Genomic DNA, 17,122 nt, shown 5'->3' with positions numbered 1-17,122 from the left:
TACAAATATAAAAAAAATATATTGATATAAATTTTTTAAAAATTTATTCATTATTAATGCATTAAAAATATTTTAAAGTTTAACAAATATTTTGTTTAATTTATTAAAAATAAAAAATTTTATATTAATAATGTAATAATTAATTTTTTAAATATTTTAATGCTTATTAAATATATTCATTTTAATGCATTTAGATAAATTTAATTGTTACTTTTATAGACGCCTTAAATAGACTTAATAGATAGGCTAGTCGAGTATGGAGTAGCCGATGAAATATATAATCAATTCATTAGTAATTTTTGATACAATAGAATATAATTTGAGTTTGTTTCGTAAAAAAAATAAATTCATTAAATTGTCACATTCCGCAGGAAGAGTTCTAGAAGAACTCATTAAATATCGTAAAAATTCCGGGCCTCTTTCGAGAGAGCATTTATTTGAAAACATTTGGCATGTACACGGATTACAACCGTCAAATGGAAATTTAAATCAACAAATTAGTTTAATTCGAAAAGGATTAAGAAAACTCGGTCTAAATTCTTCAGTCATCATAACTATTCCTAAAAAAGGTTTGAAACTAAATGATCAACTTGCTATCAAAGAAATAAAGAATAGCAAAAAGTTTGATTTTATCAGTAATAATAAATCATACTTTAAAAGAAACATTTTTTTTGGAAAAAATTTAATTTCTCAAAATCATGTATTTCAAAAATATAAGACAATTTTTGCTTTTTTATTTATTTTTATTACTGGAACTGGTTTATTTTTTATATTTAATCAAAAACAAGATCTTAATCAAAAATTATATTTTTTTGATCAGGTAAATTCTTGCAAAGTATATACTATACATCCCATTCCAACATTAGAAAAAAATGACTACAATACAAAAATTGCTTCAGTTATGCAAGGCGAACAATGTAAGAAAAATTATATTGTAATCTTTTCGAGATCTGTCATATCAGATCCTTTAATGCAAGAAAATATTAATACTCGTACTTTTATGGCTAAATGTTATAGAGACGAAAAAGAACGGATATCTAATTGCTTAAATTTTTTCTTTTATAATTTAAGAGAAATGTAAAATTTGTTAAAAAATTAGTTTATTTGATTTTAAAATTATAATCTTTAAAATTATTATAATTTTGGCCCTTGCTGGATTTGAACCAGCGACCAAGCGATTATGAGTCGCCTGCTCTTACCTCTGAGCTAAAGGGCCAAACAGTAAATATATCAGTTTTTTGAATTTTTTTAAAGAGTCATTTTTACGTGCGTTCATATAACTAGCTTTTAATCGTCTAAAAAGCTGCGTAAAATTTCTGAACGACTAGGATGACGTAATTTTCTTAAAGCTTTTGCTTCAATTTGACGAATTCTTTCTCTAGTAACATCAAATTGTTTTCCAACTTCTTCTAAAGTGTGATCCGTACTCATGTCAATGCCAAACCGCATTCTTAATACTTTTGCTTCTCTTGGAGTTAATCCTGACAATACATCATGTGTGGCTGAACGCAAACTTTCAGATGTTGCAGAATCTAAGGGTAAATCTAACGAAGTATCCTCTATGAAATCTCCTAAGTGTGAATCTTCATCATCCCCTATTGGGGTTTCCATAGAAATAGGTTCTTTAGCAATTTTTAATACTTTTCTAATTTTATCTTCTGGCATAAACATTTTTTCTGATAGTTCTTCTGGTGTAGGTTCTCTACCTATCTCTTGTAACATTTGTCTAGAAATTCTATTTAGTTTATTAATTGTTTCAATCATATGAACTGGTATTCGAATAGTACGTGCTTGATCCGCAATTGATCTTGTAATAGCTTGTCGAATCCACCATGTGGCATAAGTAGAAAATTTATAACCACGTCTATATTCAAATTTATCTACAGCTTTCATCAATCCAATATTGCCTTCTTGAATTAAATCTAAAAATTGTAGTCCTCGATTAGTATATTTTTTTGCTATAGATATTACTAATCTCAAATTTGCTTCGACCATTTCTTTTTTTGCACGTTTAGCTTTTTCTTCGCCGAGAGAAATACGACGATTAATATCTTTCGCCTGCTTTATTGTTAATCCAGTTTCATTTTCTATAAGCTTTAGTTTATTAATACTAAAATAAATAGAATGATATAGTTTATTAAGCGTTTTTGACCAAGATTTGTTTAAAGACAAAGCTTTTTTTAACCAATTTTCATTGGTTTCACACCCGGTAAATAAAGCAATAAAGCTTTTTTTTGGCATTTTTCCGACGCTTACACATAATTGCATAATACGTCTTTCATGTATCCTAATTTTTGCAATTACTGCTCGAATAATATGCACTAAACAATCAAATTGTTTTGGTACAAATCGAAATTGTTTAAATAAATCTGCAAGTTTTGTAATTTCTTTAATAGAATTTACATGATTTCTTCCATGTATATGAATAGAATTATAAGTAATATCATATTGTTGTTGTAATTCTAAGAACTTTTGATGCGCTAATTCTACATCGATGTTGTTTTCGTCTGTAACATGATGATCATCTACAGATATTTCTTCTGCTGATAAGTCTGAAATTATTGTAGCAGATATAGCAGCAGCGTCCATAGAAATATTAGGATCAATAAAACCAGTAATTAAATCTGATAATCGCAATTCTCCTTTTAAAATAAAATTATATTGTTTTAAAAGATAAGTAATAGTTTCGGGATATTCTGCTACTGAACATTGAACTTGATTGATTCCATCTTCAATGCGTTTTGCAAGATTAATTTCTCCCTCTCGAGTTAGCAACTCAACGCTGCCCATTTCTCGCATATACATTCTTACAGGATCTGTAGTACGCCCAAAATCTGATTCAACATTAGATAAAACTTGAGCTGCTACTTCTGCAACATCTTCGTCTAAATTTTCTGTTGAATTTGGTAGGAGTAAATTATCAGGATCAGGTGCTTCATCCATAACTTGAATTCCCATATCTGTTATCATTTGAATGATATCATCAATTTGATGAGAATCTAAAATGTTTTCTGGTAAATGATCGTTTACTTCGGAAAAAGTCAAATAGCCTTGTTCTTTGCCACGAGTAACTAGTAGCTTTAGTTGTGACTGTTGATTTTTTTCCATAAAAAATGTAACCTCAAATAATAAACTATTTTTTATTAAATTTTAAAAATTTTAAAAACATATTTTTTAAATAATTTTAATACAAATCAGTTAAAAATTTTATTTTTTTGCTAATTTTTTATTAATTTCCCATAGTTCTTTACGTTCTAAATCATTTAGATCTTGTATTCTAGCTCGAGTAATTAACATATTTTGTCGAGATATTAATACCATATTATATGCACTAGCTAATGTTTCATTGAATATTAGTTCAAGAATATTTTTAGAAATCATATGATTCCAAATTGCTAGTTGTTTCAGTTGAAAATAATATGTAGTATCTCGAAAATATTCTAATATTTGTGCAGTATTAATCGTAAGATTTCGTTTGCAAATTTGCACTACTTCTATAAACAAATCAATGTATTTCAGATTAATTTTTTTTAATTTTTTTTCTTTATTTTCAGATATTAATTGTGATAACTTGGGGTATTGAATGATTAATCCTATTAATGTATGCATAATTGTTTGTGTATCTCGAGAAGCCTGTACATGTATTTTTTTCTTTTTATCAGCAAATAAAAATTGATCTAAATGATGTTCTTCTAAAATACCTAGTTTGTATCCTATTTCTTTACGCAAATATAAACGTAATTTTTTTCCTGGAATTTTTTTAATTAATGGCAATATGCATTTTAAAAATTTTATTTTTCCATCAGTATGTATTAAATTGTGTTCTGATAGCAATTTATTAAGTAATAATGTCGACATAGATTGGGCGCTATTAACAATTTTTTCAAAATTTTTTTTTCCTATTTTACGTATTAAAGTATCCGGATCTTCTGCGTTTGGAAGAAACACAAAATATAATTCCTTTCCATCGTATAAATATGGCAATACTTTTATTAAAGTGCGCCATGCTAATTTTTTCCCAGATAAATCTCCATCATAACAACAAATTAATGTGTCTGTTGTACGATATATTAGTTCTATTTGTTTAGAAGTTGTACTGCCTAAAGAAGCAATAGAATAATGAATTCCATATTGTGTAAGTGCAATAACATCGAAATATCCTTCTACTAACAAGAGCTTACTAATACTGTAGTTTCTTTTTTTTACTTCATATAATCCATATAAGTAAGTATTTTTTTTAAATAATTTTGTTTCTGGAGAATTTAAATATTTAGGAGTTGTTTTATCATTTAAAATTCTTCCTCCAAAAGCTATTACATTTCCGTGTCTATTTTTCATAGGAAACATAATACGATTTTGAAATCTATCAAAAATTTTTCCATGATTTTTACATATAATCATTCCAGAAGTTTGTAATAGAGATAAATCATTTGGAGATTTTTTAAAATATTGACTTAAACTGATCTGTTTAGGATTAGAAAATCCAACAGAAAATTCTTGGATTATTTTGAAATTTAAACCTCTTTTTTTTAGATATGTATTTGCTGGATTCAAAGTATAATACTGCAGTGATCTATGATAAAAAGTATTAATTTTGTTCATTATTTTATATAATTCAAATCTTTGATTTAATTCACAGTTATCTATAAAGTTTTTTTTATTTTCATAATCAATTTTAATTCCTGTTTTATATGATAAAACTTCAAGTGATTCAATAAAAGATAAATGATCATAATTAATTAAAAAATCAATTACATTTCCGTGTACACCACATCCAAAACAATAAAAAAATTGTTTTTCTGGGCTTACAGTAAAAGATGGAGTTTTTTCATTATGAAAAGGACATCGTGCAAAATAGTCTTTACCTGATTTTTTTAAATTAATTTTAGTACGAATTAAATCGACAATATCTGTTTTTATCAATAATTCATTAATCAATAACTGTGAAACGTGCATACTCTTATTTTTTGCAAAAAGATTTATAATATTTTATATAATTGAAACAATTAATATAATCTAATTTTTCTTGCATGTTCGCGTGCTATTTTTTTAGCATGTCTTTTAATAGCAGAAGCTTTTGCCCTTTTTCTTTCTGTTGTAGGTTTTTCGTAAAATTCTCTTCGACGTACTTCAGCTAAAATTCCTGCTTTTTCACAAGAACGTTTAAAGCGACGTAAAGCTACGTCAAATGGTTCATTTTCACGAATTTTAATTATTGGCATATATGTACCTTATTTATTAAAATTTTTGATATTATTTAGTATTAAATTTTTATTATATTATAAAAATTTTAAAAATTTAATTTTAACTAGTTATTCTATGAAAAATATAATAAAATCATAAACTTATATTTTATAACACAAAATATAAAACATATGTAAAAATATTTACTTTTATCATTTTATTTTCATATTTATGTTAATTTTAGGCATCGAAACGTCATGTGACGACACAAGCGTAGCAATTTATGATACAAAGCAAGGTTTAATTATAAATAAAGTCGTACATCAAAAAAATGTGCATGCTAACTATGGAGGAATCGTACCAGAGCTAGCATCCGAATATCATTTAAAATATATCCAATCTACTCTTAAAAAAATATTGAAAAAGTCTTATATATTAATTTCAGACATTTCTGGAGTAGCCTATACAGCCGGACCTGGTTTGGAAAGATCTTTAGCTATCGGTGCTTCTTTTGCTTGCGCTTTAGCATATTCTTTAAGTATACCTTCCGTAGGCATACACCACTTAGAAGGACATTTACTAACCACAATGCTTGAAAATAAAAAACCAAATTTTCCATTTTTAGGTCTAATTATATCTGGCGCACATACTCAATTAATTTTAGCAAATAGTCTTGGAACATACAAAATTCTCGGAGATTGTCTCGATGACGCATTAGGAGAAGCATTTGACAAAACTGCAAATTTATTAGGTATCAATTATCCGGGAGGTAAAAAGTTATCTATATTAGCAAAATATGGAAATTCTCAAAGATTTTTTTTTCCTAGACCTATGATAAAACAATCTGGAGTAAATTTTAGTTTTTCTGGATTAAAAACATATGTAAAAAATGTTATTTGTTCATATTCTAAAATAGATCATCAAACACGCTGCGACGTTGCTCGTGCTTTTGAAGATGCAATACTTGATACAATAGAAATTAAATGTCGTAGAGCACTAAATTTTACTCAATGCAAAAATTTAGTAATCGCAGGAGGGGTCAGTGCAAATCATGCTATTAGAAAACGTTTAAATCAAGTAATGCGAAGTAGAGGAGGGAAATTATTTTTTTCAAAACAATCTTTATGCACCGACAATGCTGCTATGATTGCTTATGTCGGGTCAATCCGTTTAAAAAAAAATGCATCAAGAAAAATATTTATTCGACCACGATGGTGTTTAGAAGATCTTTCAAAACCTTAATAAAATTTTTGTTAAAAAATAATATGAACATTTTATTTATTAAAAAATTACAAATTATGGCTTCAATTGGAATAAACAATTGGGAAAAAAATTATTTACAAAAAATATTTATAGACATTGAGCTTTCAATTCGTTCATGTTGTTCTAAAAATACAGTTTCATTGATAAATCATATAGATTATATAAAAATTAAAGATGCAATTGTTTTTTTAGTACAGAAAAAACATTTCAATTTAATTGAAAATCTTGCCGAAGAAATAGTAGATATGTTAATAACTAATTTTTCTATTATTTCATTTATAAAAATAACAATTAATAAGCCTTCAGCAATTTTAGAAGCATCGAATGTAGGTATTACAATAATACGTCATATAAAAAAACAATAATTTTAACATATTTTTTTATAAAAAAATTTATGAAGCAAATATTAATTTCAATTGTATTAGGCATCGTAGAAGGCATTACTGAATTTTTGCCTATTTCGTCTAGTGGACACTTAATTTTAATGAATTTTTTATTCAATATAAATTTAGAAAATATTAAGAATTTAGCAATAATGATTCAAATTGGTCCAGTACTATCTTTATTTTTAATATTTAAAAATAATATAAAAAATACAACATATTACTTATTAAGTAATTTTAATGAAAAAAAAAACTATTCAAAATTTTTGTATGCTGTATTTTAGGATTATTACCTGTTTTTGTAACAGGAACGTACTTCTATCATGATATACAAAAAATATATTTACCTGAACATATAACATATCACTTAATAGCAGGATCAATAGTACTTATTATTTCAGAATTATTACAATCTGACACAAAAAAAGTAACAAATATATATCAAATAAATTATTATCAAGCATCAATTATTGGATTTATTCAGTGTTTTTCTCTTTTTCCTGGAATTTCTAGACTAGGAATTACAGTTGCTACAGGATTAATTTTGGGATTTACACGAAAAGTTGCATTTGAATTTTCTTTAATATTATTTATTGTTATTGCTTGTGGAACGTTTATAATAGATACTTATAAAAATTTTTCTTTTTTTATAATAAATGCTTATTTGATAGTTTTAAGTATTTTTACATCTTTTTTAGTATCGTTTTTTTTAGGAAAATTTTTAATTCCTATTCTATATCGTACATCTTTAATATTTTTTGCTATATATAGATTATTAATTGCATATATTATTTTTATTTTGATAAATTATTGAATATTTAAAAAATTCCAGAAGCATATTTAATTAATATTTTTTTTAATATTTTAGAAGATTCTGCTACATTAAAAATAGGATTACATATATTTTCAGTTAAAATAGAATCATGAGAAAATAATAAGCGAAACGTATCGATACCAAACTGCATAATTGTATTATATAATCTACATTTCTTTTCATATTTTTTTAATATTGATATGTGATTCCATGTATATTTTTCAGATTTAACTGAAATTAATAAATCAGACAAAATTTTTATATCCCTAAAACCAAGATTAGCACCTTGTCCTGCTAATGGATGTATAGTATGCAGCGCATCTCCTACTAATGCTAGTCCTTGTTGAACATATTGATACCCATATAAAAACTTTAAAGGAACTACTTTATGTTTATATAAATGTATTGGTCCAAGTTTTTTAGGAAAATTCTCTATGATTTTTTTTTCAATTTTTTGATTAGGCATTTTTTGTAATTCATATAAGTAATTAGGATTATCATACCAAATCAACAATGCCCAATTTTCATATAAAGGTAATAATGCTTTCGGACCTGTTGGATCTAATGATTGCCATACGGTATCTTTATTGTTTACTTTTAATTTTACGATAATCAACATGCAAGCTTGATTATATTGAAAACTTAAATAAGGTATACCAGATTTTTTTCTAATCCAAGAGTTTTGTCCGTCAGAACCAATAATCATCCTACTAAATATAGTTTTTTCGTTGTCATAATGAATTTTCCAAAGATTTTCTGAAGGAAGATAGCATATATTTTTTAAATATGTATTGTATTGAGCATTGATTTTTTTAGAACTTATTACATTTAATAATTCTTGATATAATCTGTAATTTTCAATAATTACGCCTAATTTAGATTTATTTAAAATTTCAGAACAAAAGTATATTGGAAAAAAAGGATCTTTCCACGTTTCAATGTATTTGAATTTAGTGTAAAATTTTTTTTCAATTTTTTGCCATACATTAATTTCGCGTAAAAATTGTATTGAAGTATTATTTAAAGCTAAAACTTTAAAATCTGGAATTTGATTATTTATAAATCTACATGGAGTTTTCATTTCAATTAATTTTATTAAAAATCCTGCTTGATGCAATTTAATTGCTATACTGCTTCCTATAATACTTCCACCAACAATAACAATGTCAAATATTTTTTCCATATTTTAAAAAAATTAGTTCAAATTAAATTAACTTTTAATTAAATTAAATAAATCAAAATAATATTTATCTATTATTTTTAACTAAAATAAAGTCATAAATTTTTTGCAATAATAAATTTAAGTTGTGTTTTGTATGAGAAGAAATCACAAAAAAGTTATCTTGATATCCTGTAGAATATGATATAAATTTTGCTTGTTTCATAAATAGATTTTTATTGCAGATTAGATCTGATTTATTAAAAATCAACCAAAAAGTTTTTAATCTTAAATTTCCAAAATTTTTTATTATTTTTATGCTGATCTCAATATTTTTAATAGTATCTTTTATGTTTGAACAATCTATATGTACGAAATGCAAAATTAATTTACATTTTTGCAAATGTTTACTAAACTTATTTGCATTTGTTGCATAGTGGTCTATCTTAATGCTCGGTATATCGATGCATATAAATTTTTTATTTTTATCTATTTTTACTACCCCTAAATATGGTAATTTTGTAGTAAATGGATAGTGTGCAATTTTAGGTTTTGCACGTGAAACAGTTTTCATAAATAAAGAACGTCCGGTGTTAGGAAGTCCAAATAATCCAACATTTGCTGAAAGAGTAAAATTTAAGTTAATTATTTTTGATTCTCCCGGTTCACCGGTAGTACATTTTCTTGGTACTCTACAAACGGAAGATTTAAAATGATAATTACCAAAACCATGTTTTCCGCCTCTAGCAACAATAAATTTTTCATCATGATATTTTGTATTTCCAAGAACAATTTCGTGTGTATTACGCATGTAAAATATTTTTGTACCTAACGGTACTGAAATAACGATATCTTTTCCTTTTTTTCCAGAAGCATTATTTTTTTTTCCGTTTTGTCCATTTTGAGCAATAAAAGAATTGCGAGAAACACATTTAGATAAGTCATACAAGTTTTTATTCGAACAAATCCAAACGTTTCCTCCATCGCCTCCATTACCTCCGTCTGGACCTCCATAAGGGATGTATTTTTCTCTTCTAAAACTTATAAGTCCATCCCCACCTTTGCCTCCTTGTACTAAAATTGTCGCGTAATCTAAAAAATGCACTTTTTCTCCAATATTAAAAACTGAAATAAAATTAATTTTTAAAATAAATGAACTCTAATATATTTTAGATGTTTTCAATATCAATAAAATTTTTTTTATTTTATTCTACGAGAACATTGACAAATTTTTTTTTGTTTTTCTTATTTTTATTAAAATATATTACGCCTTTTTTTAAAGCATATAAGCTATGATCTTTACCGCATCCTACATTAAATCCAGGATGAAATTTAGTACCTCTTTGTCGAATAATAATGTTTCCTGGGTGCACTTTCTGTCCTCCAAACAATTTGATCCCTAATCTTTTTCCGATTGAATCTCGACCATTTCTTGTAGAACCTCCAGCTTTCTTATGTGCCATATTTTACCTTTTTAATAACAAATATCTATTATTTTTAAACTCGTTAATTTTTGTCGATATCCTTGATTTTTTCTAAAATGTTTTCTTCGAGAAAATTTAATAATTCTAATTTTTTTTTTTTGAATATGATTATTGATTTTAGCTAATATTCGTGCTCCTTGAACATACGGTTGTCCTAAAAATATTTGATTATCTTTAGATAACAACAAAATTTTTTCAAATTCAATAACACTCCCTAAATTAGCGGAAATTTTATTTAAAAATAAAACTTCGCCTTTTTTCACTCGGTATTGATTTCCATAGCTTTCAAAAATTGCATACATACATTTTTCTCGAAATTTAATAAATTTTGAGCTTCTATTTTAGTGAAATTGTAAAATAAAAACAAGCTGATAATATTTATTTCTTTTTTAAAAATATAAAATAATAGAAAATAGTAATATTTAATTAAATTTTATATTTCTATATATGAACCTAAAAGACATTCAAAAACTAATATCTCAAGATATTTTATTTTTAAATACAAAAATCGCTACTGAATTAAATTCAAAAATTAAATTGATTAATAAATTGAGTAAATATATGTTAAAAAACAAAGGAAAATATATTCGTCCTATTGCGATAATATTAGCGACAAAAGCATTAAAATGCAAAACAAAAAAATATTTTACTTTATCTACCTTAATTGAGTTAATCCATATGGCAACTTTATTGCATGATGATATCGTAGATAATGCTAAAATTCGTAGAGGTAAAAAATCTGCACATTTTATGTTTGGTAGATCATCTGCTATTTTAGTAGGCGATTTTATTTATACTCGTGCTTTTCAAATGATTTCTTCTTTAAATTCTTTACGAATTTTTAAAATACTTGCTAACTCAGTAAATATGATTGCAACAGGAGAAATATTACAATTAACATATGCAAATGATCCAAACATTACAGTAAAAAATTATATGCAAATTATATATCAAAAAACTGCAAGTCTTTTTGAAGCTGCACTGTATTCCAGTGCAATACTATCCGAAGCCAATTTAATGGAAGAAAAAGCATTACGAAATTACGGTAAATATTTAGGGATTTCGTTTCAATTGATTAATGATGTATCAGATTATAACGTAAAAAACATTCGATCTGAAATGTGTGCAGGCAATGATCTAAATAATGGCAAACTAACTTTACCTTTACTACACGCGATGAAAAACAGTAATCAAAAACAATTTAACTTTATTCAAACAGCAATACGAGTAGGAAACCAAAGACACTTATTGCATAACATTTTAAAAATTATGTACGAATACAATTCTTTAGAATTTACATTAAATTGTGCAAAATTAAAAATAGAAAAAGCAATTTCTTGTTTAAATGTATTACCTTCATCTTCATATCGTCAAGGTTTGAAAGCACTCGCAAAAGTATTTTTAAAGGAGCATGTTAAAAATTATAAATAATAATATTGATATAATTATCTATAATTTTTATAATTATTAACAATAAATGCGAAAGATATTTTGTTACTAAATAATATAGAGTTTTCAGTAAGCAATAAATCACATTTATTCACGAATATACAATGTAGAATATCTAAAAATTTAGATATTTATTATTTTGATAATATTTGAATGATTCAATTTTTTATTAAAATTTATTTAAAATTTTATTTTATTTAAAATAATAAATTTATCATATATAATTTAACTAAAACATTTAATTTTACTAAAGATAATAAAAAAATTACAATTATATAATATTTTCAAAAATTTGAAATTTCTTTCGAAATTTTTAATCCAGTATAATATTAAAAACGTTATTAATTCTTAAAAATTAAAATTTTCAATTTAATTGATATTATTTTTTAAAAAATTAAACTATTATATTCGTTTAAAAATTTTATCGTTTAGTTATTAAAAAACAATTTAGTTTTAAGGGAACTTATGATATCGCTACGTAAATTTATTTTTCATCATCATAATAATTTTTTAATTTCAAAAGAAGAAATATACTCATTTTTTACTATTATAGAATTAGTTGTTAAAATAATACGTTATCATGTTAGTTTAGGAAATACATCAAATTTTTTTCAAAAAAAAAATACAAAAAATATACACGGAGAAAATCAGATCACATTAGATATCATTGCTAACAATAATTTTAAAGATATATTAAAAACATGCAGCAATATTGCAGGAATAGTTTCTGAGGAAGAAAAAAAAATTATAACATTTCAAGAACAAGAAAAATATGGTAAATATATCTTTTTTATTGACCCAGTTGATGGTTCTTCAAATGCAGATATCAATATTCCTATTGGTACAATTTTTTCTATTTATCCTAGGGTCAGTCCTATTGGAATTTCAATAAGTGAACAAGATTTTTTACAACCAGGCAATCAACAAATAATGTCAGGGTATATATTATATGGACCTGCAACTATTTTAGTATTTACTATAAAATCAGGAGTACACATATTTACATATCATCCATCGTACGAAACTTTTATATTATCTCAAAAAAATGTAAAATTTCCTGATACAGGAAATATTTATTCAATTAATGAAGGAAACTATAATTCTTTTCCAAAAGGTATCAAAAAATACCTTCAATATTGCAAAAATCAATATGATCAAAATCCAATATCTTCCAGATACGTAGGATCTTTAGTAGCAGATTTTCATAGAAGTTTGCTGAAAGGCGGAATATATTTATATCCAAATACTCAGTCTTATATGTATGGCAAATTGAGATTAATGTACGAATGTAATCCTATCGCATATCTTGCAGAAGAAGCGTCAGGGAAAGCTACTAATGGTGATATAAGAATTTTAGATATCATTCCAAAATTTATACATCAATGTTCTCCTTTTTTCTCTGGAACAGCATCTATGGTAGAAATGGTAAAAAAATTTATCTTAGATTCTCAAAGTGATTCGATTAAAAATTAAAAAAAAATAAATTTTAAATAATTAGATCTTTTTTATTATATATTTTATATATAACTTATTTTAAATATTAAGGAAACATTATGAATTTAAATTCAGTACCGGCAGGAAAAAATCTTCCGCATGATATTTATGCAATCATAGAAATTCCTACACATTCTAGTCCAATTAAATACGAAGTAGATAAAGATACCGGAATATTATTTGTGAATAGATTTATTCCGACATCTATGTTTTATCCATGCAATTATGGATATATAAATCATACAATTTCTTTAGACGGAGATCCGTTAGATATATTAGTACCTACTCCATTTCCAGTATTACATGGTTCTGTGATACGTTGTCAACCAATTGGCGTATTAAAAATGATCGACGAATCAGGAGAAGATGCTAAAATTATTGCTATTCCACATCAAAAGTTACTTGCTGGATATAGTAATGCAATAAAGAACATTAACGACATTTCTCATTTACTGAAGTCACAAATTACTCATTTTTTTGAACATTATAAAGATCTTGAAGAAAAAAAATGGACTAAAGTAATTTCTTGGAAAGGAATTCAAGAAGCTGAAAAAGAAATTATATCATCTTTTAATCGTAAACAATCGTTATCTACTTAAATATAAATTATTTTATATTTTCAATTTTAAAACTTTCTAATAAATATTAGATTTATTTTAAAAATCAAATCGGTAGATTATATCTACCGCTTGATTTTCTTCCGATATAGCTTCTAAATATATATTTTTGGTTAATTTATAACTTAACGTTAATATTGATTTAGTGATATCAAATATACCAATTCCGTATTTTATTTTTAATTTCGGAAATAAACTTCCACTTAATAGAATTTTCGATTTATTACCTAATCCTTGTTTATCTAATGATAAATTTTGTATGCCTAGTATATTTCCAATTTTTTGAATAAAATATTCACTTTTCATTATTCCTAGTTCTAATAACATGGAAGCAAGTATGTTTTTAGTATCAAAATTTGGTGCATCAATTTTGTTTTGATCTAATAAATAAGAGAATATTTCTTGATCTGATTTTTCTGGATCAGAAAAAATATATAATTTAGGATGATCTAATGCTCCAAAAATTTGCATGCTTGAAATTGTATGTTGTTTGTTAGAAAATGCATATTGATTTGCTTCTAAATCTATATATGGCATTTTAATAGGACCAGAAAATATAATTTGTCCTTTTTTAATTTCTAAATCTTGTCCATAAATATTTAAATAGCCAGAAATAATTTCTATACGACCATTTAAATTAATGTTATATAAATTTTTAACAAATTTTAAATTTCCTTTTAATTTAGCTTTAATATTTAATAAATCAATTTCTAGGTTATTTTCTACAAAAATAGATATGTTAGAATATATTTTAATATCATACGGTATAATTTTACGTTTATTTAAAATATTTGATACATTATTTTTGCTAAACAAAATTTCGTCTGGTGATATACGTAAAGTACGATTTGGAATTTTTTCAATTTCTATAAAAAATTGCGATAATTGAATTTTTCCCGTAATAGTACACAAATTTTCTTTAATTTTTATTTTGATATCAGGAGAAACTTCTATCTTCATAAAATTTAATATAATTAAATCTATTTTATTTCCTGATAAATTAATAAGCACCTGTCGAACATTTTTATCAAGCCAATTTGCTATACCGTTTAATTTTAAAGTTCCTTTATTAGTACGCACTAATCCATCTAAAATACATATATTACCTAAAAATTTCATATTAAATTCGCTGCTAATAAATTCTAATTTTATAAATTCATTATTTATAGATAATAATTGAATATTTGTATTTCCAATAATATTAAAATTATTAAAAAATATTTCAGAATTTATTATACCTGTAATATTTAAATGTAACATAATAGGTTTTAAAAAAGTTAACGGAACTTTCTGAAATAAAATATAACCAGATATATTATATTTATTTGTTATATTTAAAATATTAATATATCCTTCAAATTTACTATGATTTTCGAGTTGTGTTTTCCATGATAAATATATTTTATCTTGTTTTAAAATAGTAAAAAATTTTACAGTTTCAAAAGAATATTTACATTGAATAAATTCCTGATAATATCTTATATGGATATTGTTGCCTGTAAGATATACTTTAATATCTGGTACTATCCTATCTTGTTGTAAAGATAGTTCAAAATATCCGTGAATTAATCCTTTTAAAAAAATTTTAGATGGTAAAAAATAATTTAAAATTTCTATATTTGTATCTCTTATTTGTATTTTTATTGTATTAGAAGTTTGCAAAATAGTATGTTGTGCAATAATGTATATAAATTTTTTATTTTTTGAATAATGTTTGATAAAAAAATTATTTTTATGTAAATTTATTTCGAAAAAATTATTTAAAAGTACCTTGTATGAATTTTCTTTTTTATATAAATTTTCAAATTTAATCAAACCATTCCAAAATTTTTGATTATTATATGTACCATAGATTTTAATTTTTTTAATATAATTATTTTTTTGAAATAATAAACATGCAATATGATTGTAAACGTTACCCCAAATATTAAAATATAATTTTTTAACAAATATTTGCTTAAAAATTGTTATATTTTTTAAATAAAAAACAATATTTTTGTAATTATAAATATTAAATCTTTCCCCTTTTAAATAAATATTTTCGATTTGTAATCTACCAAATAAAAATTTATTTAAATTAATTAAAAAATACATATTTTTATTATCTTTTTTAAAATTCAATTTAAAATTTCCATTAAATTTGAGTATTTCAAAATTTATATAAAATTGAATGTTTAAATTATTAATATTTGCAATATTTCTTTGTAAAAAGATTGTATTTTCATCTACGGAAAAATAAAAGTTGTTAATTTTCAAAATATATTTTGCATTATGATAAAATGATGCAAAAATATATGCAGTTTTTTTATCATTATCAGAGATAATTTTAGAATTTAATTCTATTAAATTTTTTTTAATCTTGGAAATGTAACCTTCCAAAAAATAATTGTTTATTTTTGATTCATATATTTTTTTTTCTAGAATAAAAAAATTATTACAATTCGTTTTTATATTCCAATTTAAAAAATTTTTTGTATAATTTAATTTTCCATGAAAATTAAAATTTATTTTTAAAATGTTTTTATTGTGTAAAAAATTTTTATTATAATTACTTGAATTATTTATTTTATTTTTTCTAATTTCAGGAACAAATAAGTTGCTAAAAAAACCAATTTTTTTATTAAAACTTAAAATATTTTTTGTTTGATACGATATTTTGTTTTTTATAAAAAAACTTTGAACATTTTTTGATTCCAATAATTTTTTTAATTTTAGTAAGCTATTTTGATAATTCCCATTAATTGGAACATTTAAAGTATTGTTCAAAGCTTGTATAAAATTAATATCTATAGAATCTTTCAAAAAATTCATATTCATGATGATCTTTTCTGAAAAGATTATTAAGTCTCTACAATAAATATAAATATTGTTTATATAAATATTTTTCAAAAATAATTGAATTAAAAAACTAAAAATATTTTTTTCTTTTGCAATATTCTCAATAAAATTCATTTCTGATTGTGTGAAATTAAATTGCAATTTGATGTTTTTCAATTTAGAAGAACTACTAAAAATTTTTTTGTAATTTAGCAAATCAAAATTAAAAAATATTTGCAATTCATCGATTGTTAAGTCAAATTTTTTATTTTGATATTTAATAGAATAAAAATTTATGCTATTAGAAATTATTTGTATTTTATTTATGAACAAATTAGGTATAAAAAAATTTACAGTATTTTCTATTACGCGTAAATTATAAGTAACATGAAAAAAAAATAAAAAAATGTTAAATATTAGATTTATGTAAAATATTTTTAAAAAAATACGTGACATAA

14 protein-coding genes, 1 tRNA gene and 1 pseudogene are annotated in these 17,122 nt (G+C 23.8%); 7 read left to right on the top strand and 9 right to left on the bottom strand.

Going from position 1 to position 17,122, the window contains the following annotated elements; genetic code table 11:
• The first annotated feature begins 268 nt into the window (after nt 1-268).
• Nucleotides 269-1,081, top strand: a complete 813-nt coding sequence (locus WIGMOR_RS01460; protein ID WP_014354068.1) for a winged helix-turn-helix domain-containing protein — start codon at nt 269-271, stop codon at nt 1,079-1,081.
• A 62-nt stretch (nt 1,082-1,143) separates the two neighbouring features.
• Here the strand turns inward: WIGMOR_RS01460 and WIGMOR_RS01455 are convergent.
• The 4 genes from WIGMOR_RS01455 to rpsU all read right to left on the bottom strand — a co-directional run bounded on the left by WIGMOR_RS01455 (nt 1,144) and on the right by rpsU (nt 5,222).
• Nucleotides 1,144-1,216: transfer RNA gene (locus WIGMOR_RS01455), tRNA-Ile, on the bottom strand.
• A gap of 71 nt (nt 1,217-1,287) precedes the next feature.
• Nucleotides 1,288-3,108 (bottom strand): RNA polymerase sigma factor RpoD, encoded by a 1,821-nt coding sequence (gene rpoD, locus WIGMOR_RS01450; protein ID WP_014354067.1) that lies wholly within the window; start codon nt 3,106-3,108, stop codon nt 1,288-1,290.
• Between the two features lie 99 nt (nt 3,109-3,207).
• Nucleotides 3,208-4,956, bottom strand: a complete 1,749-nt coding sequence (gene dnaG / locus WIGMOR_RS01445; protein WP_014354066.1) for a DNA primase — start codon at nt 4,954-4,956, stop codon at nt 3,208-3,210.
• Nucleotides 4,957-5,006: 50 nt separating this feature from the next.
• Nucleotides 5,007-5,222, bottom strand: coding sequence for a 30S ribosomal protein S21 (gene rpsU / locus WIGMOR_RS01440; RefSeq protein WP_014354065.1), 216 nt, complete (start codon nt 5,220-5,222; stop codon nt 5,007-5,009).
• A gap of 193 nt (nt 5,223-5,415) precedes the next feature.
• On the opposite strand from rpsU, the gene tsaD reads away from it, so the two are divergent.
• The 3 genes and pseudogenes from tsaD (at nt 5,416) to WIGMOR_RS03530 (ending at nt 7,644) form a co-directional block, all read left to right on the top strand.
• Nucleotides 5,416-6,426 (top strand): tRNA (adenosine(37)-N6)-threonylcarbamoyltransferase complex transferase subunit TsaD, encoded by a 1,011-nt coding sequence (tsaD, locus tag WIGMOR_RS01435; protein ID WP_014354064.1) that lies wholly within the window; start codon nt 5,416-5,418, stop codon nt 6,424-6,426.
• Nucleotides 6,427-6,449: 23 nt separating this feature from the next.
• The gene (gene folB, locus WIGMOR_RS01430; RefSeq protein ID WP_014354063.1) at nt 6,450-6,812 is read left to right on the top strand and encodes a dihydroneopterin aldolase; all 363 of its coding nucleotides are present in this window, start codon (nt 6,450-6,452) and stop codon (nt 6,810-6,812) included.
• Nucleotides 6,813-6,841: 29 nt separating this feature from the next.
• Nucleotides 6,842-7,644 (top strand): annotated as a pseudogene (locus tag WIGMOR_RS03530) (undecaprenyl-diphosphate phosphatase).
• Between the two features lie 4 nt (nt 7,645-7,648).
• Here WIGMOR_RS03530 and WIGMOR_RS01420 read toward each other — a convergent pair.
• The 4 genes from WIGMOR_RS01420 to rplU form a co-directional block, all read right to left on the bottom strand.
• The gene (locus WIGMOR_RS01420; RefSeq protein WP_014354062.1) at nt 7,649-8,827 is read right to left on the bottom strand and encodes an FAD-dependent monooxygenase; all 1,179 of its coding nucleotides are present in this window, start codon (nt 8,825-8,827) and stop codon (nt 7,649-7,651) included.
• Between the two features lie 64 nt (nt 8,828-8,891).
• Nucleotides 8,892-9,908: an Obg family GTPase CgtA gene (cgtA, locus tag WIGMOR_RS01415; RefSeq protein WP_014354061.1), complete on the bottom strand. Its 1,017-nt coding sequence runs from the start codon at nt 9,906-9,908 to the stop codon at nt 8,892-8,894.
• Between the two features lie 100 nt (nt 9,909-10,008).
• Complete coding sequence (gene rpmA, locus WIGMOR_RS01410; protein ID WP_014354060.1) at nt 10,009-10,266, bottom strand: 50S ribosomal protein L27; 258 nt, start codon at nt 10,264-10,266, stop codon at nt 10,009-10,011.
• Nucleotides 10,267-10,277: 11 nt separating this feature from the next.
• Complete coding sequence (gene rplU / locus WIGMOR_RS01405) at nt 10,278-10,589, bottom strand: 50S ribosomal protein L21 (RefSeq protein ID WP_014354059.1); 312 nt, start codon at nt 10,587-10,589, stop codon at nt 10,278-10,280.
• A 145-nt stretch (nt 10,590-10,734) separates the two neighbouring features.
• On the opposite strand from rplU, the gene WIGMOR_RS01400 reads away from it, so the two are divergent.
• The 3 genes from WIGMOR_RS01400 to ppa all read left to right on the top strand — a co-directional run bounded on the left by WIGMOR_RS01400 (nt 10,735) and on the right by ppa (nt 13,829).
• Nucleotides 10,735-11,718, top strand: coding sequence for a polyprenyl synthetase family protein (locus WIGMOR_RS01400; RefSeq protein ID WP_014354058.1), 984 nt, complete (start codon nt 10,735-10,737; stop codon nt 11,716-11,718).
• A 483-nt stretch (nt 11,719-12,201) separates the two neighbouring features.
• Nucleotides 12,202-13,209, top strand: coding sequence for a class 1 fructose-bisphosphatase (gene fbp / locus WIGMOR_RS01395; protein WP_014354057.1), 1,008 nt, complete (start codon nt 12,202-12,204; stop codon nt 13,207-13,209).
• Nucleotides 13,210-13,289: 80 nt separating this feature from the next.
• Nucleotides 13,290-13,829 carry an inorganic diphosphatase gene (gene ppa / locus WIGMOR_RS01390; protein WP_014354056.1) on the top strand — a complete coding sequence of 180 codons (540 nt, stop codon included), beginning with the start codon at nt 13,290-13,292 and terminating at the stop codon, nt 13,827-13,829.
• A 57-nt stretch (nt 13,830-13,886) separates the two neighbouring features.
• Here ppa and WIGMOR_RS01385 read toward each other — a convergent pair whose 3' ends face one another.
• Nucleotides 13,887-17,120 carry a translocation/assembly module TamB domain-containing protein gene (locus WIGMOR_RS01385; protein WP_014354055.1) on the bottom strand — a complete coding sequence of 1,078 codons (3,234 nt, stop codon included), beginning with the start codon at nt 17,118-17,120 and terminating at the stop codon, nt 13,887-13,889.
• Between the last annotated feature and the right edge of the window lie 2 nt (nt 17,121-17,122).

Source organism: Wigglesworthia glossinidia endosymbiont of Glossina morsitans morsitans (Yale colony) (assembly GCF_000247565.1).
Lineage (GTDB): Bacteria > Pseudomonadota > Gammaproteobacteria > Enterobacterales > Enterobacteriaceae > Wigglesworthia > Wigglesworthia glossinidia_B.
The sequence above is the reverse complement of the archived record's forward strand: the minus strand, read 5'-3'. Positions and strand labels throughout refer to the sequence as shown.

Coding starts and splice junctions, on each gene's coding strand:
- rpoD (WP_014354067.1), bottom strand. CDS start 3,108: ATGGAAAAAAATCAACAGTCACAACTAAAGCTACTAGTTACTCGTGGC.
- WIGMOR_RS01385 (WP_014354055.1), bottom strand. CDS start 17,120: ATGTCACGTATTTTTTTAAAAATATTTTACATAAATCTAATATTTAAC.
- fbp (WP_014354057.1), top strand. CDS start 12,202: ATGATATCGCTACGTAAATTTATTTTTCATCATCATAATAATTTTTTA.
- WIGMOR_RS01420 (WP_014354062.1), bottom strand. CDS start 8,827: ATGGAAAAAATATTTGACATTGTTATTGTTGGTGGAAGTATTATAGGA.
- folB (WP_014354063.1), top strand. CDS start 6,450: ATGAACATTTTATTTATTAAAAAATTACAAATTATGGCTTCAATTGGA.
- rpmA (WP_014354060.1), bottom strand. CDS start 10,266: ATGGCACATAAGAAAGCTGGAGGTTCTACAAGAAATGGTCGAGATTCA.
- WIGMOR_RS01460 (WP_014354068.1), top strand. CDS start 269: ATGAAATATATAATCAATTCATTAGTAATTTTTGATACAATAGAATAT.
- dnaG (WP_014354066.1), bottom strand. CDS start 4,956: ATGCACGTTTCACAGTTATTGATTAATGAATTATTGATAAAAACAGAT.
- rpsU (WP_014354065.1), bottom strand. CDS start 5,222: ATGCCAATAATTAAAATTCGTGAAAATGAACCATTTGACGTAGCTTTA.
- WIGMOR_RS01400 (WP_014354058.1), top strand. CDS start 10,735: ATGAACCTAAAAGACATTCAAAAACTAATATCTCAAGATATTTTATTT.
- ppa (WP_014354056.1), top strand. CDS start 13,290: ATGAATTTAAATTCAGTACCGGCAGGAAAAAATCTTCCGCATGATATT.
- rplU (WP_014354059.1), bottom strand. CDS start 10,589: ATGTATGCAATTTTTGAAAGCTATGGAAATCAATACCGAGTGAAAAAA.
- tsaD (WP_014354064.1), top strand. CDS start 5,416: ATGTTAATTTTAGGCATCGAAACGTCATGTGACGACACAAGCGTAGCA.